The sequence below is a fragment of the Rapidithrix thailandica genome (genome assembly GCF_039710355.1).
Classification (GTDB): domain Bacteria; phylum Bacteroidota; class Bacteroidia; order Cytophagales; family Flammeovirgaceae; genus Rapidithrix; species Rapidithrix thailandica.
Map to the genome: position 1 here is coordinate 229,811 of NZ_JBDKWZ010000004.1, position 25,646 is coordinate 255,456.

General features: G+C 45.9%; 13 protein-coding genes and 1 CRISPR repeat array (1 of these 14 cut by a window edge). Of the genes, 9 read left to right on the forward strand and 4 right to left on the reverse strand.

The genetic code is table 11. From position 1 onward, the window contains the following. Window positions 1-68: 68 nt before the first annotated feature. The 3 genes from lysA to lacZ all read right to left on the reverse strand — a co-directional run bounded on the left by lysA (window position 69) and on the right by lacZ (window position 5,696). The gene (gene lysA / locus AAG747_RS08710; protein WP_346820770.1) at window positions 69-1,304 is read right to left on the reverse strand and encodes a diaminopimelate decarboxylase; all 1,236 of its coding nucleotides are present in this window, start codon (window positions 1,302-1,304) and stop codon (window positions 69-71) included. A 164-nt stretch (window positions 1,305-1,468) separates the two neighbouring features. Next, window positions 1,469-2,380: a homoserine kinase gene (locus AAG747_RS08715; protein ID WP_346820771.1), complete on the reverse strand. Its 912-nt coding sequence runs from the start codon at window positions 2,378-2,380 to the stop codon at window positions 1,469-1,471. Between the two features lie 82 nt (window positions 2,381-2,462). Continuing rightward, complete coding sequence (gene lacZ / locus AAG747_RS08720) at window positions 2,463-5,696, reverse strand: beta-galactosidase, LacZ type (RefSeq protein WP_346820772.1); 3,234 nt, start codon at window positions 5,694-5,696, stop codon at window positions 2,463-2,465. Window positions 5,697-6,705: 1,009 nt separating this feature from the next. Between lacZ and AAG747_RS08725 the strand changes: the two genes are divergently transcribed. The 4 genes from AAG747_RS08725 (at window position 6,706) to AAG747_RS08740 (ending at window position 18,057) form a co-directional block, all read left to right on the forward strand. Then, a complete protein-coding gene (locus AAG747_RS08725; RefSeq protein ID WP_346820773.1) occupies window positions 6,706-9,843 on the forward strand; it encodes a SusC/RagA family TonB-linked outer membrane protein in 3,138 nt (1,045 codons plus the stop codon). 21 nt (window positions 9,844-9,864) lie between these two features. Next, the gene (locus AAG747_RS08730; RefSeq protein ID WP_346820774.1) at window positions 9,865-11,589 is read left to right on the forward strand and encodes a RagB/SusD family nutrient uptake outer membrane protein; all 1,725 of its coding nucleotides are present in this window, start codon (window positions 9,865-9,867) and stop codon (window positions 11,587-11,589) included. A gap of 222 nt (window positions 11,590-11,811) precedes the next feature. Beyond that, window positions 11,812-15,474, forward strand: coding sequence for an SGNH/GDSL hydrolase family protein (locus AAG747_RS08735; protein ID WP_346820775.1), 3,663 nt, complete (start codon window positions 11,812-11,814; stop codon window positions 15,472-15,474). 231 nt (window positions 15,475-15,705) lie between these two features. Beyond that, window positions 15,706-18,057 (forward strand): hypothetical protein, encoded by a 2,352-nt coding sequence (locus AAG747_RS08740; protein ID WP_346820776.1) that lies wholly within the window; start codon window positions 15,706-15,708, stop codon window positions 18,055-18,057. Between the two features lie 221 nt (window positions 18,058-18,278). Here AAG747_RS08740 and AAG747_RS08745 read toward each other — a convergent pair whose 3' ends face one another. Next, window positions 18,279-19,139, reverse strand: a complete 861-nt coding sequence (locus AAG747_RS08745) for a helix-turn-helix domain-containing protein (RefSeq protein ID WP_346820777.1) — start codon at window positions 19,137-19,139, stop codon at window positions 18,279-18,281. Between the two features lie 506 nt (window positions 19,140-19,645). On the opposite strand from AAG747_RS08745, the gene AAG747_RS08750 reads away from it, so the two are divergent. The 5 genes from AAG747_RS08750 (at window position 19,646) to AAG747_RS08770 (ending at window position 24,182) form a co-directional block, all read left to right on the forward strand. Next, a complete protein-coding gene (locus AAG747_RS08750; protein WP_346820778.1) occupies window positions 19,646-20,575 on the forward strand; it encodes an aldo/keto reductase in 930 nt (309 codons plus the stop codon). 4 nt (window positions 20,576-20,579) lie between these two features. Beyond that, window positions 20,580-21,755, forward strand: a complete 1,176-nt coding sequence (locus AAG747_RS08755; RefSeq protein ID WP_346820779.1) for a mandelate racemase/muconate lactonizing enzyme family protein — start codon at window positions 20,580-20,582, stop codon at window positions 21,753-21,755. A gap of 49 nt (window positions 21,756-21,804) precedes the next feature. Further along, window positions 21,805-23,376, forward strand: a complete 1,572-nt coding sequence (locus tag AAG747_RS08760) for a sodium:solute symporter (RefSeq protein WP_346820780.1) — start codon at window positions 21,805-21,807, stop codon at window positions 23,374-23,376. A 178-nt stretch (window positions 23,377-23,554) separates the two neighbouring features. Continuing rightward, on the forward strand, window positions 23,555-24,004 hold the full coding sequence (locus AAG747_RS08765; RefSeq protein ID WP_346820781.1) for an L-rhamnose mutarotase: 450 nt from the start codon (window positions 23,555-23,557) through the stop codon (window positions 24,002-24,004). A 28-nt stretch (window positions 24,005-24,032) separates the two neighbouring features. Then, complete coding sequence (locus AAG747_RS08770; RefSeq protein ID WP_346820782.1) at window positions 24,033-24,182, forward strand: hypothetical protein; 150 nt, start codon at window positions 24,033-24,035, stop codon at window positions 24,180-24,182. Window positions 24,183-24,273: 91 nt separating this feature from the next. Further along, window positions 24,274-25,646: a CRISPR direct-repeat array (repeat unit 30 nt); it runs 2,812 nt beyond the window's last position.

The window sequence follows — 25,646 nt, forward strand, 5'->3', positions numbered from 1 at the left end:
CATGCTTATTTCACGAGTAATCGTGAGTATCGTTCCCTGTACAAGGGATCACGAAAATTCGACCCAATTTATAAATTAATTTCCATTTGATTGCGCATCAAGTCTTCATAAGTATCCCTTTGCCGGATCAAATGTGCTTTCCCTTCGTGTACCAGCACTTCTGCCGGACGGAAGCGGGAATTATAGGTGCTTGCCATACTGTAACCGTAAGCTCCTGCATTTAAAATAGCCAACAAATCCCCTTCTTTCACTTCGGGCATGGAGCGGTTGACGGCAAAGTTGTCGATCTCACAAATATTGCCCACAATGGTATATTCCTTCCGGGGGCCAAAAGGGTTGGAGAGGTTTACAATTTCATGATGGGCGCCATACATCATCGGCCGGATCAAATGGTTAAATCCCGAATCCACCCCAACAAAATCCCGGTCGCCATTGTCTTTTCTCACCACTGCCTTTACCAGCAATGCTCCACAGTCACTGACCAAAAAGCGGCCCGGCTCAAACCACAACTGAACGGGCTTGCCGAACTCCCGGCAAAATTGCTGATGGACATTGTGAAGGCGCTCTCCCATTTGAAAGATGTCAATGGTCTGATCGTCCGGAGCATAAGGTACTTTAATGCCTCCGCCAAAATCTATGTACTGCAAGTCTTTAAATTGTTTGGCCATTTCAAAAACGGCTTCCGCTCCTTTTTGAAAGATTTCAGGATTCATAATGACCGAACTGGAATGGATATGAATACCGTAGATATGCAGTCCGTAATCTTCCACTAATTGATGGGCTTGGTCCAGTTGGCTGACGGCAACCCCAAATTTGGATTGACTATGCCAATGGGCTACCTTTTCGGATTGCGAATCGGCCACGATAAAGGGGTTGAGCCGGATAAAACAAGGCACCGAAGAACCGTACTTTTTAGCGAATTTTTCCAGGTTGGATAGGTTGTCAATATTAATGACCGTACCAATTTCCACCGCTTCTTCAATTTCAGAAAAATCTACACAGTTGGGAGTGAACACGATATCCTGAGGGGCAAACCCCGCCTGTAGTCCCATTTTGATTTCTTGTAGTGACACGGTATCAAGACCCAGTCCCTCCCTTTGCATCAATTTTAAAATATTGATGTTGGTCAGGGCTTTGGCGGCATATTTTACTTTATGGTCGATGGCGGCAAAGGCTTTTTGAAATTTTGCCACCTGTTGCCGGATCACCGAACTGTCATACACATAAAGTGGTGTGCCGAATTCAGAGACAATCTCTTCTGGTTGGAGGCCCTGTATCGTATAGGATTGGTCTTGTAAATTCATATGTATGAGGATTTTGTTTCTAGGAATTAGGTGTTCATGATATTTACTTGTCGGAATTCAATCCTCCAAGGCTTTTGATGGGAAATCCCGGAGATGGTTAAGATACGAAACATTTGTCTTGTTTCTGTCTTTCTGTTGTTTTATGATGACTTGGAAAACAAAACTCATGATGTGGAACTGACCTCTTTTTGTAAAGTGACCCGTTCTATCAATTCTCTAACCCTGTCCAACTGTTTGGGATGAGGCGTATGCAATAAGTCGTTGGTCAAATGCCAGTAAATGGTAGCATGAGCACCCCATCGGATGTAATAGGGAAGAAGCTCTTGTTCCTCCGGAGTCAAAGGCCTTTGATAGGCGTTTAAAAAACGATTCAGACATTCGGAAGACAATACATTGTTTACAAAGCAAAAACCGTTGATAGCCACTCCTATATCAAAAAGAAAATGATCGGTACAGGCTTCTTCAAAATCAACAATTGCTCGCAACCGGTTGCCTTGGAACAAGGTATTGTCCGGGAAGATATCTCCGTGAACCAACCCGTTGGGTAATGGGTGGCTTAAGGGCTCGGCAAGGGCTTTTGTTTCCTGTACAAAATACTCAAAAATATCCGGGTACTGATAGGGAGCCGAGTCGAATTTTTCAATCAATATATGGCAATTGGAAAAAGCCAAAGAGTTGACTTTTCGGAGATGTGGAGGCGCTTTGTGTTGATGTAGTATACTCATGGCCCGGGCTATTTCCGCAGCCGTTTCCGGGTTTACCTCCGGTTCCTTGCCTTCTACAAAGTCATACACCATCACCGGGCCTTCTTCCAGATGACTAATATACTTTCCGTCCTTCCGGGCTATAGGAAAGGCAGTAGGAAAGCGGATTTCCTTTAATAATTGCATCAAATCCAATTCATAAGCAATCATTTCCAACGGCTGCTGGGCACAGAGACGGAACAAGTAGCTGCCTTGATCCGTTTGCAACCGGTAATTCACATTGGCAAACCCGCTATTGAGTTTGTCAAGAGATTGGAGTTGCCCCAGTGAATAGGATTGCAGGAGTGTTTCTATCGTAGTTAATGTAAGCATTCTTCTCTATTGTCGTCGGTTTGATTATTCGGAATTTTCCTCCGGTTGTTTTCAATAACCGGAGGCTTTTTATCCACTTTTTTCAAATTTCTTTATGTGCTTTTAAGGCTTGTTTACTCAATTGTACCGGGTCTTCGAGTCCTACCTGATAAGGCCGGAGCCGGAATGAATAGGAGTACTCCTGTGGATACAATGTGTATTCGGGGTGCGTTTTAGCCCCCCAACTGTTGTCCCCACCTACGCCCATTTGTTTATAGTCAAGGTTAAAGGTAGTCAAATCTTTGGGTTTAATATCAATGCTATGGCGTTGTGGTCCCAATACCCGGTCGAGGTCTAGCATAGGAAAGGGATAAGCACTGACTTCCAAGAGTGGTTCACCTACAGCCAACAAACCAATGCCCTCTTTAGAGGTGAGTGCCGCCCAACGGACATCCGTTTTATTTCCCGTTTCCTGTGGGCGAACATAGTTGTGGTACTGCTCGTTTACGGGGCCTTGGTACTTTCCGATAGCGGCTCCGGTTTTACGGTCCCAATAGCTTTCATGTGGCCCGCGACCCAACCATTCCAGTTGATTGAATTCCGCAGGTAATGTCATGGTCATACCAAAGCGGGGCAATTCGGGCAGGCTGTCACTTCCGGGAGTAAAGTGGTTTTCCACCAACACATCGCCACTACCAAATACCGTATATTGTGTGCGATAGGTGGAATTCCCCGCAGGTACTTGAGCCTGGACTTCAATCTGGATTTCTTGGGAAGAAAGGACTTTGGCGGAACTACGGGTGATTTTGAGGTTTTGTCCCGCCTCTCTCCATATTTCACACCTCCGGGGCATTTCATTTCCTAAATCATTGTCATTGGGAGGGCGCCAGAAGTTCGGCCGCAAGCCTTCTTTAACCAATTCTTTTCCCATGTATTGCCAACGGGTAATTTTTCCTTTTTGACGGTCGATTACTAAACGGAAGTTTTCCCCTTTCACCAAAAGCTTTTCTTTATTTTCTTCCAAAGTAACAGGAGGCATCTTGGTCAGGTCCGTATGGGTAGCAGGTGTATCCCAGGGCAGTTGCATTTGGTCCCAGGCTATTTCATGGCCTTGTGGTACCAAAGGTGCTTCGTGCCGGGTGACAGCTTTTACTTTAAGAAAATACTCGGTACCGGCCTGGGTTTGGATATTGGGAAGTACCAGGGTGATTTCTTTTTTGGCATGGGGCGGCAGGTTAGTCACTGGCAAAGTGGCTTGTGCAATGACTTCCCCGTTGGCTTCCAATTCCCATGAAAGGATATATTGGTTCAGGTTGGTAAAATCAAATTTGTTCCATAGAGCGATCTTGCCTTTGCTTAAATCTACCGGAAGTGCTTTAATGGGTTGATAAACTTTTTTTACTTCATAAATATGCGGATGTGGCTCGCGGTTGGCATCTACCAGGCCGTTGATACAGAAATTAGAGTCATTTTTTACCGGAAGATGATCGAAGTCTCCTCCATATACAAAGTACTTTTCTCCTTCTTTTGTCTCTCGTAAAAGGCCTTGGTCTACCCAGTCCCAGATAAATCCTCCTTGCAAGTGTTCGTACTTTTCGATGACATCCCAATAGTCTTGTAAGTTACCTACACTGTTGCCCATTGCATGAGCATATTCGCATAGAATCAACGGACGGGTAGGACTGTTTTGAGCAAACTTTTCAATCTTTTCGATCGAGTGGTACATAGGGGCTTGAATGTCTGTATACTCTGAGTATTGGGCCATTTCATACTGTACCGGTCGGGAGTCGTCCCGTTGTTTTACCCATTGGTAAGTTTCTTTAAAACACACTCCGAATCCGGCTTCATTTCCTAAAGACCAAGTGATGATGGACGGGTAGTTTTTGTCGCGTTCCACCATGCGAACCGTGCGGTCGAGGTGGGCGGGAATCCATTCCGGCTTGTTGGCTAATGTGATGGCGGTATCGTATATTTCATACCCGTGTGATTCGATATTGGCCTCGTCTACCACATACAAACCGTATTCGTCACAGAGCTCATACCAACGCTTGTGGTTGGGATAGTGGCTGGCCCGCACCGCATTGAGATTGTATTGCTTCATCAAACGGATGTCTTTCAACATGGAGGCCTCATCCACTACATGCCCGGTGGTGGGGTCGTGTTCGTGGCGGTTCACACCTCTGAGAGTAACTTTTGTTCCATTGACCAATAACAAACCGTCTTTGATCTCTACCTTCCGGAAACCGGTTTTACATGTTGTGGCTTCTATTACTTGTCCTTGTACATCTTTTAAAATAAGTAAGACGGTATAAAGGTTGGGAGTTTCTGCCGTCCATTTTTTAGGCTTGGGAACCCGGGCCGAGAGGCGTATATTTTTGTTTTCTCCAGGTGAAACAGGTTCGATTTTTTGACTTAAATTGAGTAAGGCTTTGGAAGTGTCAGCGCTTTCCAATAAATACACTTGCAACGAATGGGCAGTGCTTGGTTTCTGTCGATAATTGATGATTTCAGCATCTACCGAGAAGACTCCTTCGGTATAATCCTCTGCCAAACCGGCTTTGATAAAGAAATCCCGCAAATGCACTTTGGGTGTGGCGTATACCCAAACACCTCGTTCGAAGCCACTCAAACGCCAAAAATCCTGATCTTCCAGGTAGCTGCCATCCGACCAGCGGTAGACTTCCACAGCCAAGCTGTTTTCACCCTTTCGAACATAGGAGGTAATGTTGAATTCGGCCGGTAATTTGGAACCTTGGCTATACCCGACTTTTTCGCCATTCACCCATACATAAAAAGCCGAACGGACCGAGCCAAAGTGGATGAATATTTCTTGACCGTCCCAGGCCTCAGGGATTTGAAAAGTGTGGCGATAAGAACCCACCGGGTTGTAGTCATGAGGAATATGAGGCCAGTTGGCAGGAAAAGGATAGCTAACATCCAGGTAATGAGGAACCCCATGGCCGTTGAGTTCCCAGTTGCCGGGTACGGGCATTTCACCCCATTGACTGAAATCAAAATCTTCTTGATAAAAGTCTACCGGTCGGTCGGCCGGCTTTCTGGACCAGTGAAATTTCCAGTTGCCATTTAAATTTTGATAGTTGCCGGCTTGTTCAGGCATATTGGCCATAGCCTGTTCTACGGAAGTAAACGGGAAAAATTCCGCATGGGCCTTTTCTTTATTGCGTTCGAATATTTGTTCGTTTTCCCAGTCGTGTTGTGTTTGATCGGAAGTATTGTGGCCCGGGGATGTACAGGCATGATATAAAAGTGTAGACAGTAGTGTCAGTAGTATCCATACCCTTTTAGGGTAGGCGTAGTATCGTATTTTCATTTTCATCAGTTAATAATCGTTGTGGATTGTTGGTTAAGAGACCGGAAGAATTTAAATCTACTCACTTAGGGAAGGAATTTTTTTTCCGAAAGCCGGAAGAAGAAGATTTTTGTATAAAATACATTGCTCAAAGCCACTTCATAACAAGCTGAAAAACGGAGCTGTGAATGGTTAGGTCAGAAAAAACCCACTCACCAAATCACTCATTCACCCATTCACCAAATCACAGCAACCCCCGCATTGATAGCCTGCCACAACAAGTGTTACTTTCAACCAGCCATGTTTGTTTTTCCACCTTTGATCCTCTCTTTTACGGAGCGGGCTTAACAAGCTGAAAAACGGAGCCGTGAATGCTTACATCATAAAAAAAACACTCACCAAATCACTCACTCACCAAATCACAGCAACCCCCGCATTGATAGCCTGCCACAATAAGCGTTACTTTCAACCAGCCATGTTCGTTTTTTCCACCTTTGATCCTCTCTTTTACGAAGCGGGCTTAATAAGCTGAAAAACGGAGCCGTGAATGCTTACATCAGAAAAAATCCACTCACCAAATCACTCATTCACCCATTCACCAAATCACAGCAACCCCCCGCATTGATCGCCTGCCACAACAAGCGTTACTTTCAACCAGTCATGTTTGTTTTTCCACCTTTGATCCTTCAACCCTTCAATCCTTCAACCCTTACTTTTCACCAGTGTAAGTTAATTTTTAGCTGAAAAACAATCAGGGAATAGCATTAAGGTCAAAAAAGTGCCAGAACTTGAAAAGTTTCAGGGAGATTGGCTTAGAACTCTTACCTACCTTGGAGCTTATAAATTTCCTTTTTCACTTTAACGAAAATTACTGCCTATGAGAACAATTTGATACAAGCACAGGAAAATCCTTTTGCTAAGAGCAAGAGGAGAGAATTTTTTAGAGGAATAAGTAGAAAACTGTTGACGCAATCCCTACTCCTCCTCTAAGAAGTTTTTACAACAAACTATTCATTATAAAAATCTATACAAAAATATGAAATGGAAGAACTTTAAGTCCTTTCCGCTGAGGAATTTATTTCTGAACGGATTGTTCACCCAATGCCTATGGATAAGCATTGTTTTCACAGCGGTGGCCGCTTCTCCTTATGCTGAAGATAATATCCTGATTTCCGGAAAAGTAGTGGATCCTGATGGTGAACCTTTGCCAGGGGTGTCCATTCTGGTGCAAGGCACCGCTACAGGGACTACTTCGGATATCAACGGAGAATATAAATTGACCGTTGCCGGGGGGAGTACTTTGGTTTTTAGTTATGTAGGGTATATCTCGCAAACCATTGAAGTTGGAAATCAATCAGTCTTAAACATTACCTTGGAGCCTGACTTGACCCAATTGGATGAAGTGGTAGTGGTGGGGTACGGAGAGCAAAGCCGGGCGACTATCACCGGGGCAGTGAGTAGGATGGATTCCAAAGACATCAAAAAAATTCCGGCTTCGAACCTTTCCTCTCTGATGGCCGGGCGGATTGCCGGGGTGTATGTAGACAATTGGACGGGTACACCTGGAACCTCTTCCAATATAAGAGTGCGGGCCAAAGATAGTTTCAATGATAATCCTCCTCTTTTTGTGATCGATGGGATTGTCCGGGAAAAGCGGGCTTTTGATGCATTAGACCCCAGCGAAATCAAGGAGATCAGTGTCTTGAAAGATGCGGCTTCGGCAGCCGTCTATGGGGTGAAAGCTTCGGGAGGAGTTATCCTGGTGACTACGGAAAGGGGCCAGAGTGGTAAAGCTCAAATCAACTATACCGCTACCTTCAGCTCGGAAAAACCCACGCAGTTGCCGGACATGATGTCCGCAGTGGATATTGCCAGACTGGCGAATAGTTATCTGCCCGAAACGGACAATAACTATTGGACGGAGGAGGAAATTGCCCATATCAAAACAGTGAATAACGGATATGGTTACGACAATTTGAATGAAGTCTACAAAACCCCCACTTCTAAGCGGCATGCCTTGAGTATCAAAGGAGGAAGCGATAAAATCCAATATTACCTGGGTGGTTCACTTTACGGACAGACGGGATTCCTCGATCCGCTGACTTATAACAAAAATACCCTTCGGGGAAATATAAGGGCCCAGTTGACAGAGGACTTGAGTGTATCACTCAATATGTCTAACATAAATACCAAGCGCAACAAGTATTATTGGACCTATGATTGGGATGGAGACGATTTGTCCGATTTATGGAAAAAACTGCAGACCTGGCAGCCGTATATTCCTTTCTTTTCCGAAGAGGGCAAACCCTTAGATCTGGGTTGGCTGGGAAATGTGGCCGAGTTGATCAACAATTCGGGATACCGCAGGTACAAGGAACAGATTCAAAGTAATATCATTACTCTGGAATATAAAGTGCCCTTTGTGAAAGGCTTACGGCTGAAAGGTTCCTATGCTTTTGAAAAATACAATAGGCAGCAGAAATTATTTGCCAAAAAGCACCTATTGTACATCTCAGAACCTAATCAAGGAAAGATTTACTCCAGAAAGCTGACAGGAGGGACTACGATGAGCGGGCATCCAAGTACGGAGTTTCTTTATACCCAAAATATCTCTAACAGCTCTTACCAGTTAAATTTACAGGCGGACTACGAGCGTTCTTTCGGGAAGCACAACCTGGCCGCCACCTTCGTGTATGAACAACGCGAATGGGAAAATGGGGATACTTATGGCAATCGCGACCGTTTCCCGATCCTGGTGAGAGATCAGTACTTTGCCACCAGTGGCGACCGTACGGATTCCTATGTAGGCGGTAGTGAAAGCGAAGGAGGGCAGCTCGCTTATGTTGGCCGGGTGAATTACGATTATGCCAAAAAGTATTTATTAAGCGCGTCTTTCCGTTATGACGGAAATTATTTGTTTGCTCCCGGGCATCAATATGGCTTTTTCCCGGCCGTTTCGGCCGGTTGGCGAATTTCCGAAGAGCCTTTCTTTAATCTCGGGTTTTTGGAAGAACTCAAAGTACGTGCTTCCATGGGAACCTTAGGGAACGACCGGATCAACGGAGATCAGATAGCAGCATTCTTATGGCAGGAAACCTATAGACCGGACGATGGTTTCTACTTTGGGGAAAACCCGAAAGAAACCAAAGGCGTTTGGTACGGAGGAAATAAAAACAGGTCGGTGACCTGGGAGAAATCCAGAACCTGGAATGCCGGGTTAGATGTGGAGTTCTCCAACGGCATCTCCTTCACAACAGAGTATTGGTTCAAGCGTACTTTTGATATTCTCAGAGGGCGGCAAGTGACTGTACCCACTACTTTTGGGGCCAATTTACCTCCGGAGAATTACGGTATTGTAAATTCCAACGGTTTTGAATTTGAGTTGGCCTATGAGCGTACGACCGCCTCAGGGTTGAACTATTATGTTTCGGGTAACTTTGCCTTTGGTAAAAACAAAGTGGTGGAAATCGATGTGAAGGAAAACGCCCAGGATTGGGAAAATCCGGTTGGGAAGCCCTTAGGCCGTATTACCGGATGGGAATACGATGGAATTATTCGTACCCAGGCGGATCTGGATGCCTTGCCGGACGACTGGAGAATCTTTGGCCATACTCCGCAGTTGGGAATGGCCAATTACAAAGACCTGAGCGGCCCGGATGGAAAACCGGATGGAAAAATTGACGGTTATGATCAAACGATCCTGCATAATTATTCATCTGCTCCGGTTAGTTATGGGCTTACCTTGGGCAGTTTCTGGAAAGGTTTTAGCATAGAATTATTCTTTCAAGGAATGGCCGGGCATCAGAAGCAAATAGTGGCACAAGATCCCTATCCTCATACAAGAATTTACAGTATATGGGAAGATTATTGGTCCGCGGACAATCCCAATGCCAGTATGCCTAGCCCCAATATTGCTTGGACCGGAACCTACAATCGTACTTCCGGTTTGTGGTTGCGCAATGCCAGTTTTGTACGTCTGAAAAACATCAATGTAAGCTATAGCTTGCCTAAAAAGCTGACAGGAAAAGCCGGCTTGCAGGATATACAGTTGTTTTTCAATGCCACCAACCTGTTCCACTTGAGCAAGTTCAAAACTTATGACCCTGAAGTCAAACATGCCGGAGTCTATCCCAATATGAAAAACTTTAGTGGTGGAATAAGCGTGACACTTTAATTCTTGAATCAAACTGTTAGAATGATGAAAATGAAATTTTATACCCTATGCTTATCGGTAGTGGCATTCCTATCGGTAAGTTGTGAAGATGTGTTGGATAAGGAAAATTTAGGAGCGATCAACCCACAAGATGTGTGGAATGATTATTTCTTGGCCCAGGCTTATGTTGACAATATTTACAGCAAACTAATGCCAGAGTGGAGCTACAGTTCGGGAGGAGCCTCGGATGAAGCTCCCGGTGACGGCTTTACTTTGAATGATTTTTTGAAGGGAAATGCAACCATCGATACTGAAGACATTTGGCACTATTCCACCATCCGTAAGATTAATATCTTATTACAGGAGGTGGAAAAAGGAAGCCTGAAACCTGATGAAATTGACAAACTCAAGGGACAAGCTTTGTTTTGGAGGGCTTGGGCCTACTTCGATATGGTGAAACGTTATGGAGGTGTACCTTTGATCCTGCAGCCTCAAGATCGCGAAGACGAGGATGCTATTCTTGTAAGTAGAAATAAAACTTCCGAATGTATCCTACAAATGGAAGAGGACTTAAATCATGCAATTGACTTGCTTCCTGACAGTTGGAACGGGGTGGATTACGGACGGATTGATAAAGGAGTAGCGATGGCTTTCAAAGGCCGGGTGTTGTTGTACTATGCCAGTCCGCAGTTTACCCCCAACGGAGACCAGGCCAGATGGCAAAAGGCCTATGAAGCCAATAAAGCCGCGGTGGACTTTCTGGATGGCCAGGGAAAAGGATTATTTGCCGATTTTGCTGAAGTTTGGTACGAGGAGCAAAATAAGGAGGCCGTCATGTTTCATCGCTATTTTCACCCCGGCCATACCAGTAACCAGAACTTATTGCGTCCTATTTGGGCCACCCGGGACAACGTAGGTGGGGACCGCCCCACTATCGACCTGGTGAATGCCTTCCCCATGAAAGACGGGAGTGATTTCGACCCCAACGGAGGGTATCAGGATTTTTGGAAAAATCGCGACCAACGCTTTTATGCCACGGTTGCTTATACCGGAAGCGATTATGGTATTCCTAAATTGCAACCGGGAGGGGTGAACGAAGGGTATTTGTGGAATTATAAAGATGCCAATGGCAATTTTATCGAGTATGAGTTGTATGAAGAAGGAGGAAACAATTACACTGGTTTTTACCGGAATAAAGCCCTGGACAAAACGATTACGCCCCAAACTATTGACCAATGTGGCATCGACTGGATTGAAATCCGGTATGCGGAAGTATTGATGAACTATGGCGAAGCGGCCAACGAAATTGGCAAAACGGACGAAGCGCTGACAGTGCTTTACAAAATACGTGAACGGGCTGGTATCGAAGCCGGTAGCGGGAATTACGGCATTGCGGAGTCGTCCAAAGAGGCCCTTCGGGAGCGCTATATGAAGGAGCGGCAGGTGGAATTTGCCTTTGAAGGAAAGCGTTGGTGGGATTTGCGCAGATGGAGAAGGTTTGATGTGTTGAATAACCTGGGGAGAAGACATGCGCTGTTCTTTCAGTTAAAATCCAATGCGGTGAAACCCAGTGGCTGGGACGACCTCAATGCGGTAGGTTCTTTGTTCGACTTCATTTACACAGATGTAGAACAAGCGGCAGGAGAAGCGTTTAACCTGCAAGAGGAGTATTACTTTTACGGGATTCCCAAAAAGCATCTGGATGTAAACAGCAACCTGGAGCAAACTCAAGGTTGGGACGGAGGAACTTTTGACCCGTTGCAATAAGGGGTCGCTATGCAAACAGAAAAAGGGCCCCGGCCCTTTTTCTTACTTCCACAAATTTGACTTATCTTTCTTGCTAAGGTTATCTATCAGGTCAAAATAGTGTTGGTATTTGAGAAATAATGAAAAGACAAAATCTCTTGTCTTTTCTTTTTTTGTTAAAAAACAAAGAACCAACGGCCATTAAGAGGGGGCCAGAGGCTTACTGCTAATTACAAAAACAGAATGAAAAGCATTACACGAATTTTATGCACGGTATTTTGGGGGATTTTAGCGCTTTCACTTAACGCACAGAGTCAGCATTTTCTCCTTGGAGAAGAGGGCAACGTTACTTACGCAGTGGCACCTGCCAGCGTGAAGGCCCGGCTGGATGCCCAGGCGGAAACCCGGGAAAAAGCAGCGGTGGTATTAAAAAGGCAAGGAAAACCGGTGTTTTTTGCCAGTACTCCCGCAAACAAACCCGGAGGGGCCGTGTTGTTTAATGGGAAATCGGATTTTTATCACACGGCACAGGCCTTGGGAAAAGCTTCGGAGAATTTCGTCCTGGAAGTATGGGTGAAGGCCCGGCAGGAGGACGAAAAGGACCCGTACGGTTTGCCTTTGCATGTAGTCTTGGCCCATGGCGACCGGAAAGGCGGGTATTTGATTGCCCAGCAAACAAACAACTGGGTATTACAGGTAACAGGAGAAAAAACAATGAATATAGCCAAAGTTACGGAAGGGTTATGGACCCATATTGCTTTGGTCGCAGATACCAAAGGAAATTATATTTATGTCAATGGGAAAAAAACGGCTTCTTTTTCACGCACGCATAAGTTGAACCCTAATTTTTCACTGGGTGGCTTGCCGCATGAAAAGGCTTTTTTCTTTGGTGAAATCTATGAAGCCCGTTATACGGCTTTGTCCCAAGCAGAGGCCGATCCTGAAAAAGCCTTCCTGATCGACCAACAAGTGATGAAACGCTTGAGCCAGCAGGAAGTAGCCCAACAGAAATCCCTGATTCAGTCACTGCAAACCAGTGGTTTTCAGAAGAAGGTGCAAAACAGCGATCATCCGCAAAGCTTTCGGAACGACTGGTTGATCAGCCCCGTAAGCCAAAAAGCGGAATTGACCGTAGTGCCGGCTGAGGACGGGCTTTCCGCAAAAATGATTTTGGGCAATGGTTTGGTGTCCAGGACTTTTTACGTGGGGGAAAACCTGGCCTGTATCAGCTATCGCAATTTATCCAACGGGGCCGAATACCTGCGAGCGGTTAAGCCGGAGGCCAGGGTTCGCTTAGGAGAGGACTGGCTGGAAATTGGCGGCCTGAAAGGGCAACCTGAAAAGTCGTATTTGCTGGAAGAGTGGCTGAAAGATATGCAAAGTTCTCCTGAAGCCTTTGTTTTTAAGGGGGTTACTACAGCGGCTCCGGAAGCGCGTTATCCTTGGAAAGTAAAGTACAATGCCGTTGAAACGGACTGGCCTCCCAAAGGAGTGCACATAATTTTGCATTTTGAAACTCCTTCTACCCGGCCTGCTTATGCCGGGATAAATATCGAGGTGCATTATGAATTGTACGATGGCCTGCCGGTCATGTCCAAATGGTTGACCCTGAAAAATAACTCGGGCAAAGAAGTTTTGATTGAAGAGACCGAATGTGAAGTACTGGCCGTAAACCAGGACCAGGTAAAACGCTTGCATGTAGAAAGTGATTTTTCTTTTGCCTTGGTCAATGCTCATCCGGAGGGGAGTGCTTTAATGCATTACCAGGGAGAGCCTAAGCCCTACCATGCCGGACAGTCCACCACGCAATGGGAAGTGGATGAGGAGTATAGCACTTGGGCCACACATAACCAGGCCGAAGACATGTTCTTAGGTTTTCTGCATCATAATTTGCTGAAAAGTAAGCTGCCGATGGGCCCTTCGGTAGCCTTGAAAGCCGGGGAGGATTTTCGGTCCTTTGTCACTTTTGAACTGCTGCACGATAGCGATGACCGGGAACGGCAGTCCTTGGGACACCGCAGAATGTATAGAAAGCTGGCTCCGCAAGTCACCGAAAGCTTGCTTTGTGGCGGTATTACTTCTCAGAATAAAGAAAAATTAAAGGGCTTTATTGATCAAATGGCCGAACTGGGCTTCGAACGCCTGGATGTGATGGCCTGGCCGGGGATCAGTCATAACAACCTGGAGGCGGATTATGTAGCACTTTGGAAGGAAGTAGCCGGCTATGCCAAGGCGCGTGGAATTGTGATGGGTGGGTACGAACTGCAAATCGCTTCCCGGGGGCGAGGGGCCCGCTACGATGTGGTTGACCCTGCTACGGGCAAACCCGGTAGTTTGTTTGGCCAAAGTGTATGTACTGCCAGTGAATGGAAAGATAAATACTATTCCGGTATGTGGCAGTTTTTTGACCAAACCGGCTTGATGACGTACAATATGGATGGCCCTTATCACGGTGATCCTTGTGCATCGGAGGAGCATCCTCATCACCGTGGCCTGAACGATTCGCAGTGGGAACAATGGAAAGCACAGGTGGAAGTTTTGCATGAATTGCAAAAGCGGGATATGTATGTCCCTATTCCGGATTGGTACTTTCTGAACGGCCAAAGCGCCACCGGCATGGGGTACCGGGAAGCCAGTGCCAACCTCTCGCCTCAGCAGCAATTGCTTTTAGGACGTCAATACATTTACGATGGCACCTGGCATAAAATCCCCACCATGGGTTGGATGGGTTTGCAATTGGTGGGCTTTTATACCAATGATCCCCGGGTGGGATTGGAGCCGCTATCGGAAAACCTGGACCGCTACGAAAGAGGCTTGGTACAGCACCTGGGCAGCGGGTGTCAGTTTACCCTCCGGGGCAACCGCCTGTACGACACGCCCGAAACCAAAACCATGGTGAAAAAATGGGTGGATTGGTTTAAACAATACAGAGAAATTCTCACTTCGGACATCATTCACGTAAGCCGTCCGTCCGGCCGGGATTTGGATTGTATGTTTCATGTCAACCCCTTTATCGAACACAAAGGCCTGGCCGTGATCTTTAACCCTACGAATCAACGGATCCAGAAGGACTTTCAATTACCGGTGTATTATACCGGTCTGACAAAACAAGCCTTGGTGCAAAACGCAGAAGGAAAACAGGCTATTTATTCCATTGATGCGGAGAACAACCTTCATATCCCCTTGGATATTCCGGCCAACGGATTTACCTGGGTAGTCATCAAAGACAGTGAGGAGAATGCGGCTACCGGCTTTATCGAAAAACTGGAAAATAAAGGGCCTGTGAAAATTGCAGCTTTGGGAACTTCTTTGACAGGCGGCACTTGGCCTTGGATGGATGTAATGAAGGAATGGCTAAAAGAGGAATATCCCGGTCAGGTGACTTTCCATAACGAAGGGGTAGGGGCCTCGGCTTCTTCTTATCCTGCGGAAAGTGGCGGCTTGGCAAAAGTTAGGGAGGTCATCAGTCAACAACCGGATGTGGTGTTTATCGAGTTTGCGGTGAATGATGCCTACACTCCGTATCAGATTAGTTTGAAAGAATCCGAACAAAACTTGCGTGAGATGGTCCGGCAAATCAAAGAGGCGAGTCCTTCTACACAAATCATTTTGCAAACGATGAACCTGGTGACAGATGTCCCCAAGAAGAAAATGGAGGAGGCAGCCAAGCGCCCGGAATTGGAAAAATACTACCAGGTTTACCGGAAGGTAGCACAAGATGAAAACCTTCTGTTGATTGACCATTATTACAATTGGTTAAAATTATTCAAGGAAGACCGGAAGCAGTTTTTGAAATATGTTCCGGATGGAATTCATCCCAACCCGGATGGTTACCGGGCAGTACTTTTACCGGAGTTAAAGAAGGCCTTGTCAGGACAAATAAAAGAGGGGCAAGCGGCTAATTAAATTAAGCTGTGAGAAAGGATTGCTTCTGTTGTGTAGTGAATTGAAATGACAAATGAGTGGGTAGATATAAATTTCAAAACGGACAGCCTTAGGGCAGAGAGCATCTTCCTCTGCTCTAAGGCAATAAGTCCTGTGTTTTTCAAGCTAAACCCTTCATCCGATAGAAAAGCTCCTACAAGTAGCAATTTGAAAAAAATACCCCATATCTCCATTAAAACCAATTAAGTGAAAATGAATTTTTCTTTCATCCTAGTAGTACTTTCCTTGCTGGCTTTTCCCGGGTTAGCACAGTCCTGGTTGTCACCTGAGGGGCAAAAAGGAGTGCCCGTTAAGAAAAACTCCTTACTGAAAAAATTACAGGAGGAAAAAGGCTTTCTTTCACCGGTAGTTTGTAAGTACGATGAAAACCGCTTGGTGGAAAGTCAGCCCTTTTCCTGGAAAGAAGAAAATGGAAAATGGATAGGCCGCTTGGAAGAGAAGGGGAACCTCTGGGAATGTGTGATCCGCTTCCAAAAAGTAACTGCATATTGCCAGGAAGCAGAAGTAACTTTTAAACTGTTGAAAGGGAAACAGGCCTCAGCAGGAGTGGCCTTGAGCTGGCAACTGAAAGATTGGCGGGAGGACAATTTCGTCTTTATTCCCGGGGCCGCTTATAATGGCAACCGCTTTGAAGTACTGGCCGAAGATTATCCGCCTATGTTTTACGATGAAAAGTTTCAAGGCGTAGACTTTCCGGTAACCATCACGGATGTGCCCCGGTTGAGCGGGCAAGGGGAGGTTTCCAAAATGGAATTGACCACAGCCGATGCAACGACCCCCTGTATGGGTTTTTATGATAAAGTGGCCAAGAAGGGCTTTTTGCTTTTTACCGGGCAGAGTACCTCTTTGGGCAATTCCGGCCTTACCGTTGAGGAAAGCCAAGACCGGAAACAAGCGGCTTTGGTGTTGAGTGCTCCGGCAGTCCGCGAAAAATGGTACACAGGCATGCATTTGCGCAAGAGTCCGGACAGGGGAGTGGACTGGAAAGCCGGAGATGTTGTGACCTTGAAAGCCCGTATGTATCTCTTTCCGGCAAATTCCCTACAAGAATTTTACACAAAATATTTTCAAGAGCGTAAAGCGATGCCGGGAGATGCAAGCTGGAAACATCGATTGCCTTTTAGTGAAGCCTTGCAAATGGAAATGGATTTGCAAAACCGGGAGCGTTGGAACGAAGCGGGAGGATATTACAAAAACGGCAATGGCGACAGCCCGTTCGGGCATATCCAGATTGGCTGGGTAGGAGGGTTGATGCAGACTTATCCCTTATTGGTGAAAGGCGATGAAACTTCGGTACAAAGATGCCTGCAAACTTTCCAAACAGCGATAGAAAAAGTGCGTGGCCAAAGTGGTTTCTTCTATGGAATTTATAAAAACGGCAAAGTATACGGGGACAATTTTCATTTGAATAATGAGAAACCTCAAGTGGCTATGGTACGCAAAAATGCCGATGCCCTGTATTATTTATTGAAGCAATTCCTTTGGCTAAAACGGGAAAATAAAAACCCATTGATCCAACCTGCCTGGGAGGCTGCTGTCAGAAAGCTGGCGGATGCCTTTGTACACCTTTGGCAGAAAGAGGGAGACTTTGGACAACTGGTAAATGTGGAAACCGGAGCATTGATCATCAAAGGTTCTACAGCCGGAAGTATTGCCCCGGGGGCCCTGGCGCTGGCTGCCGATTACTTTCGAGAACCTCTATATCTGGAAATTGCCAAAAAGGCAGCGGAAAAGTACTACCACCGCGATGTGCTCCAAGGCTATACTACGGGTGGACCGGGCGAAATCTTGCAATGCCCCGACAGCGAATCGGCTTTTGCAATGCTCGAAAGTCTGGTGACTTTGTACGAGCATACAAAAGAAAAGAAGTGGCTGGAACGAGCCCGGGCTATGGCTTCGATTTGTGCCTCCTGGACCGTTTCGTATGATTTTGAGTTTCCGGAAAACAGCCGCTTGGGACAGTGCCGGGCTCCGGCCACCGGGGCCGTATGGGCCAGCATTCAAAACAAACATGCTGCTCCCGGTATTTGTACCAACTCAGGCAGCGCTTTGCTGCGACTATACCGCTACACGGGAGAAACGTTGTACCTGGATTTGCTGCGGGACATTGCCCATAACCTCATGGGTTTTGTTTCCACACAAAAATTCCCGGTAGGAAATACGATAGATGGCTATGTAAACGAACGGGTGAATTTAAGCGATTGGGAAGGGCAAGGAGCCGTAGGCAATTTGCATCACAGTTCGGTGTCCTGGTGTGAAGTTTCCGTGATGCTGACGGCCCTGGAAATCCCGGGAGTTTACCTGAATCCTCAAACGGGTTTTCTCTGGGTTGCAGATCATATAGAAGCCAAAGTGGTGAAGAAAAGCAACAAAGGCGTAATGTTGCAAATGACCAATCCTACGGCATATCTGGCAACAGTACAGGTGATGAGCGAATCTGATCTGCAAAAAAAACAACCCCTTGGGCCTTTGGTATTTACAACTATGCAAGCCATCATACTGGCACCGGGCGAAACTAAAGAAATTTTTATGGAAGCCAAGTAATGTACGAATCGGGTTGGCAGTATAGGGAATTACTTATTTGGTGATGTGAGTGACGACCTGAAAGGGTGAGTAAATGGCTGAGTTCTTAGTTAAAACACAAACAATCGATTAACATAATTCAACCTCCAACCAGTTATACTGAATGTAAGCTTCTGCCTTTACTCCCTCCCTCACCATTTCACCCATTCACCATTTCACTAAATACACAGAAAGGGAAGCGTTTAATTTTCCTCTTTCCGGAAAGCCTCCCGGTACTCCTTGGGCGTCATGCCCAGTTCCCGCTTGAAAAGCCGGTTGAAATTGGTCAGGTGGTTGAAGCCCGATTCGAACCCGATTTCGGCAATGTTCATTTCCGATGCCATCAGAAGTTTACAGGCATGGCCGATACGCACCTCGTTGACAAACTGCTTGAAAGTTTTCCGCACATGTTTTTTAAAGTAGCGACAAAAGGTGGCTGTGGAGAAACTCACCTCAGCGGCTATATCGTCCAGGCGGATATCTTCCTGAAAATTTTTAAGGATAAATTCGTAAATCCGGTTGATGCGTTCGTAATCCTTCGGGCTGGCTCCTTGCATATACCCGTGACTGGTGAGCACCGAAACCTGTTGGATGTCAGAGAGCCGGTGCAAAATCTTTAGAAAATTGAGGGTTCGTTCAAAAGGCGGAAGTTGCGGCAGGATTTTCATTTCTTGTTTCACGACTTCGATTTCTTCTCCGCTAAAGCTCAGGCCCAGCCGGGCCCGCTCCAGAAGTTTTTTGAGCTGACTGTTCTGTGGTTTTTCAAAAAAATCTTTCCCTAAAAAATCAAACTCAAACCGAACGACTACGGCTTGATTGATCAATAGGTCTGCCGGGTTTTGTACCTGTAGAAGATGTGGAATATTAGGCCCGATGAAAAAAATATCCCCGATAGAAATATTTGCGACTTTATTGCCAATAATGGCCTTACCATCAAAGTCGAACAGGGCTGTCAGCTCAAATTCGGAATGTGTGCGAAAATCATCGGCATAGTCCAGGTGGATTTGTTCTACGGAAAAGGAAATATCACTTGGCGGGACAAATTTTTCAACAACCGTCTTCATCGTTTTGCTCCTCAGGGTAAAATGTTTCTGACCATGCTACCGGACAACTTGGTAGCCTCAACTCTTTTGTATCGTTTAGCTTAGAAGCTTGCCTGGCTTCTGAATAGCACCCTGACGGAAACCTCGAAGAAGTTGCTCAGGATGATTTTGAAAATGTATAATGACATAATTCTAACATTATTCAAGTAAAATACAAAGGAAAAGGTCAAAAAAATGCTATACCTTGAGGAATTTGAGTCAGCTTTTTGAAAGATTCTGGCTTTATTTTGTTAAGCAAACAAAACGACTCTTTAAGTATCGAAGAGTTTAACAGTAAATCTTTCAACCGGTTCTTTTTAAGAGGTTGTCCGAAAAATCGGAATATAACACAAATGCACAAGGATACTAAGATTTACACGAAAGTAAATAACTGTAAATCAGGTGTTTACTTGTGTGTTGAGGTCTTTGTGGTATTTTATGCTCTTTTGACTTTTTGGACAGCCTCTTCCTTGATAATCCCGAAAAATATGCCCGATTTACCTATTTATATTAAGAACCACCTTCAGCCTCCCCGCTTGCCGGAACGTAGCCGGATTGTGTTGGGAACGGCCGGTTTGGGAGGTGCCTGGAAAGCAGTGGACGGAAGAGCGTCCGTGGAGGCGATTCTTTTTGCTTTGGAGCAAGGTGTAAACAGTCTGGATACGGCCCCTTCTTATCATCAGGCAGAAACGTATGTAGGGCAGGCTTTGCGCCAATGGAAAGGCCCAAAGCCTTTTATCAGTACGAAAATGGGCCGCTTGCAAACCGAAGCAGCGGACATAGCCCGGTTTGACTATTCTAAAGAAGGCATGCGGAAAAGCGTATACAACAGCCTGGAAACTCTGGGCATCGACTGCATCGACCTTTTGTTTTTGCATGAACCACATATCCCAAATGCTGCTGAAATCGACCAGGCCATGGAGCTGATGCAGGAGTTGAAAGAGGAAGGCTTGATCGGAAAAGCAGGCCTGGGAGGCAATCCGGTGCCCGCTTTTGATTCCTATATCCGTCAAGGTTTGATTGAGGTAGTGATGGGGTATAACCAGTTCGATGCTTGTTCGCTCAAAGCGTTACACAGTTATTTGCCGGATTTACTCCGCCAGGGAGTGGCGTTTTATGCCGGTAGTCCCTTGCATATGGGCCTGTTAGGCAATCGGTTGGATACATACTCCAAAGACAGGCCGGAATGGGTCAGCCGGGAGGAACTTGCTATTGCGCAAAAGTTGCAAGTATTGGCGGCAGAAACCGGAATTTCTTTGCCCGGATTGGCCCACCGTTTTTTATTTTCTTGTGCCGAAGTGGACTGTATTGTGCTGGGCCCTCGTACCCATGTGCAATTGCAAAACTCGCTGACTTATTGGCAAGAAGGAAAATTGCCGGAAGAGGTCTTTCAACAGTTGTGTCACTTATTAACCTAACAAAATGCAGAAGACACCTATTTTTGAAGAGAAGTTTACCATCAAAACCATTAGTGTGAGAGTACTGAAAGAGTTTCGGGTACCGCTTGCTTTTCAGGACGCTACGATGGGCCCTTTCCAGCACTATAATATCGCTACGATTACCTTAGTGGACGAGGATGGGCAAGAAGGCGAAGCTCCCTTTTTTATAAGCGGGATTCCGGATGCGGAAAGATTGTTTTTTCCGCTGTTGGCCAACCTTCCGAATACATCTTATAAAGAATTATTTCCGCTTTTATACTGGAATATTCGCAACGAAGGATTTCGCGGACGCATTGCCACAACCCTCGGGCAAGTGGACATGGCACTCTACGATCTGGCCGCCAAACGGCACCGACTTCCCTTACACCGGTATCTGGGAGCGAAGCGTAACGCTGTACCTGCTTATGGTAGCGGCTTGGGCACAAATTATACGGAAAAAGAATTACGGACCGAAGCCCTAAACTTTGCAGAGCAAGGTTATGAGATAATTAAAATGAAAGTGGGGAAAGGCTTTGGGCGCTGTATGGAAGAGGATGTCCGCAGGGTAAAATTAGTGCGAAAAACATTAGGCGATTATATTCCCATTGCGGTGGATGCCAATCAGATATGGACGGCTGAGGAAGCCTTGCGTTTTATCCGGCAGGTAGCGGACCAAAATATTGCCTGGTTTGAAGAGCCCGTACATTCGGCTGATTTACACCAAATCAGGGAAATCTGCCAGGCAAGCCCGGTACCGGTTTCTTTTGGCGAATCGGAAAAGTCGGCCAAAGTATTTCCGGCACTGGCAGAAGCTGGTGTGCAGCACCTGCAACCCGTACCCGGGTACCAATGTAACTTGTCGGAGTGGATGGAAATCGAACAACTTGCGCGGGAAAAGAAATTGTTCTTTTCCGGAGGAGGGTATTACCAATTTACCAGTCAAATCCTGGCCTGTGCCGAGCAGGATACTTACGTTGAACAACTGAAAGGTTTGAATGGCTGTCTGGATGAATATTTGGCTGTCAAGCCGGAATTAAGAAACGGAATGTATCATTTGCCGGAAGAGCCGGGCTTATCGGCCCGGGTAGATTGGAACTGGATAAAGAAAAAAGACCTGATGGCCTTTGAAAAACGCTGGGACCTGGCGGAATACCGTTCCAAAACACTTAAAGTCAATTGACCTGGGAAATGCTTTTTGAAGCAAATAATCCTGTGAAACACGTTTGCAAATGGACATTACAGCATATTTACATACCCTGGATGTAATCGTCATTCTGGGATACCTTATTACCTTGATTTTTATAGGCTTATATGCCAGCCGGAAGGTGCAAAAAAGCGGTGACCTGTTTTTAGGTGGGAGGCATTTGCGCTGGGGAAATATCGGCTTTTCGATATGGGGGACCAATGTAGGACCCTCTATGCTGGTGGCCAGTGCTTCTTTGGCCTATTCTACAGGGGTCGTAGGTGGGAATTTCTCCTGGTTGGCTTTTCCCTTACTGATATTATTGTCAATGGTATTTGTTCCTAAGTATCTGCATACACAAATCAGCACCACCCCCGAATTTTTAAGTAAGCGCTTCAGCGAAAGTACCCGGGATTTGCTCTCCTGGTACAACCTGGTGGCCATTATGATCCTTTGGCTGGGAGGTACTTTGTATGCCGGGGGAATTATGATCAGTCAGTTGCTTAACTGGCCCTTGATTCTATCGGTGACGGCACTAATGGGAGTGGCCATCAGCTTTACCGTAGCGGGTGGATTGGTAGCCGTAGTGTATACCGATACCTTTCAAATGGTGTTGTTGATTATCGCCTCAGTCATACTGACGGTTTTTGGTATTTACGAAGTCGGGGGAGTTGAAAAGCTGATCTGTTCAGTGCCGGAGGATTACTGGCATTTGTTCCGGCCCGCTTCCGATCCGGAATACCCCTGGCATGCCTTGGTGTTGGGCTATCCGGTGTTGGGTATTTGGTTTTGGTGCACGGACCAAACCATTGTGCAGCGCGTGTTAGGGGCCAGAGACCTGCGTCATGGGCAACAAGGCGTGTTGTTTACGGGTTGGTTGAAAATTTTAGATACCTTTATTTTTATGATTCCCGGAATTGCCTGTTTTGTACTCTTCCCCCAGTTGGAAGACCCCGATACGGCTTACCTGACCATGGTCACGCGTTTGTTGCCATCCGGTTTGGTAGGTTTGGTGATAGCAGTAATTATTGCTGCTCTGATCAGCACAGTGGACTCCGGCCTGAACTCCTTGAGTACGGTATTTACCCTGGATATCTATGCCAAGAAGATCAAACCTCAAGCGACAGACCGGGAAAAAACGCGAATGGGACGTTGGGTCACGGTGATCGGAGGGATCGTTTCCGTGGTATTGGCCTTGTCCTTGTCGTTGGTGGAGAAGAATTTATTTGCCTTGTTTCAATCCATCATCAGCTATTTGGCCCCTCCGATGGCTACAGTGTTTTTGTTGGGTGTTTTGTGGAAAAGGGCCAACACCCTGGCCGCGAATACCACCTTGATTTTCGGCAGTATACTCTGCCTGGGCATTGGCATTGCCGATTTGAGTGGCTTTCCCGAAAAGGGCTTTTTCCCGCCTTTTTTACTGATGTCTTTTTACTTGTTTGCCGGCTTGTGCAGCTTCATGGTTGTGCTATCCCTGCTCACCCGTCCCCCTCAGAGACATTCGTTACCCGGTCTCAAAGCCATCTATCGAGCTCAGCAGTATTCCACCACCACTATCTGGTGGCTTTGGGGTATTCTGGTAGGTGTGATGCTAGGCTTGTATATCCTATTTAATTAAAATCAAGTAGTCGTTTGTAAATATATTTGATGAATGAGTGAGGGGTGAAATGGTGAGTAGGGAATCAAAAATCTATACCCGAATAGCTGATGGATCATCAGATGCAGAAGTTCATCTATTGCCGTGAGGGTTTTTTACGCATTCATGCATTGACATAATTATAATTTCCATACTGAAAATGAAAAAAAAACTACTTTCCGTTTCAATGCTTTGGGTGTACCGTTGCATTGTCTTTGCTTTCTTCTTTGCCTCTTGTACTTCCGGAAATTCAACCCGGGAGCCCCGGCTTAAAGAATATGTGTTTACTGTGAATTTGGTAGACGATGAAACAAAGGTTCGCGAATACCTTGACTACCATCGGCAAGTATGGCCGGAAGTAGAGGAGAGTTTTCGCAAAGCCGGGTATGAGCAGATTCGTATTTATCATTTTGCCCGTAGTTTATGCATGATCATCGCGGTACGCGAAGGGGTCGATTTGGCGGAAGCGGGCAAGATCAGTGCCGCCTACCACAAAAAAGTAAAGGCCTGGAATGCATTGATGGACGGATACCAGGAAGGGGTACCCGGCACCCTTGCCGGACAAACCTGGGTGGAAATGGAGGAGATTTATGTGTTTAAAAAAGATTGAATGGTTAGTAACACCGGAGGGCGTATGTATGGCGAAAGAAAATAGAGGTGTAAAGAGCGTTGAGTTGTCGATGCCCGTAAAACAGGTAAAGGCCGGGGAGTGGAAAACGGAGAAAGGTTCGGAAAAACGGCCCGGAGGCTTTGGAAATGAGGTTGTCGAAACCCGGGGAAAATCATAGGATTGGCCATCGACGACTTTAAAACAAAAATCGGAGGAAAAAACCTTGGAAAATTGCCTGGAAACCATGATTTTTGGGAGTCGGTCTACGGCCCTTAATCGCACCAGAGTGGAATTGAAATATGCATTGCAATCGCATGGGTTGGGCTGCCGCCTGCCCTTAATCGCACCAGAGTGGAATTGAAATTTCTACCGTGTTCTCCATGCATCCAATTCTAATCCCCCTTAATCGCACCAGAGTGGAATTGAAATCGGTTTTCTCTTTTGGAATGCCTACGGCCTGCATCTGGCCCTTAATCGCACCAGAGTGGAATTGAAATGACGAAATTAAGATCTCACGCTTTTCGATTAGGTGTCCCTTAATCGCACCAGAGTGGAATTGAAATTCTAATAAGCTAGATTTTTTGTCCATTACAGGGAACCCTTAATCGCACCAGAGTGGAATTGAAATCGCTTAGACTCTTGAGAGTACTTAGTCACGAACTTCCCTTAATCGCACCAGAGTGGAATTGAAATCGCAAAATCCCCCGGATTGTCTATGAACAGAGGCCCCCTTAATCGCACCAGAGTGGAATTGAAATTTACAGGGAATATATTCAAATCCGACACGGAGGCTACCCTTAATCGCACCAGAGTGGAATTGAAATAAAATTTCATGTTGATTGGCATTAGCAAACCTCAAACCCTTAATCGCACCAGAGTGGAATTGAAATATCTAAATTGTCGGGGATGAGATCGATTAAGAATTGACCCTTAATCGCACCAGAGTGGAATTGAAATCTTTTGATCAGGGGGCGGTACAGGCGAACATATCAACCCTTAATCGCACCAGAGTGGAATTGAAATATTTGGGCAATATAGAAAACGAGGATCAGCGAAAGTCCCTTAATCGCACCAGAGTGGAATTGAAATTCCTAATGAAGAGTGGAAAGTGGAGGGCCGGGGGTACCCTTAATCGCACCAGAGTGGAATTGAAATGGATTATCTCCCGGCGCTGCTTTGCAGATTCAAAACCCTTAATCGCACCAGAGTGGAATTGAAATGAGTCTAAGTATATTTTTAATTGAGACTCCCCGGGCCCTTAATCGCACCAGAGTGGAATTGAAATACCTTTCGGTATTGGGGTGTTAAGGTATTCTTCAATCCCTTAATCGCACCAGAGTGGAATTGAAATTAATGTTCTGTGTCACGTACTCCGCCCACTGGCCTACCCTTAATCGCACCAGAGTGGAATTGAAATAGTCCTCACAAAACCGTACCTGCCATTCAAAGAATACCCTTAATCGCACCAGAGTGGAATTGAAATAAATTTTCCACCCGCTGACCAATTTTGGCTAGCGACCCCTTAATCGCACCAGAGTGGAATTGAAATTTGGGGGGATGACGTAGAAGGGCTTACGGATGAGAGCCCTTAATCGCACCAGAGTGGAATTGAAATTCCTTTGTTACTCTGGTTGAGACAATA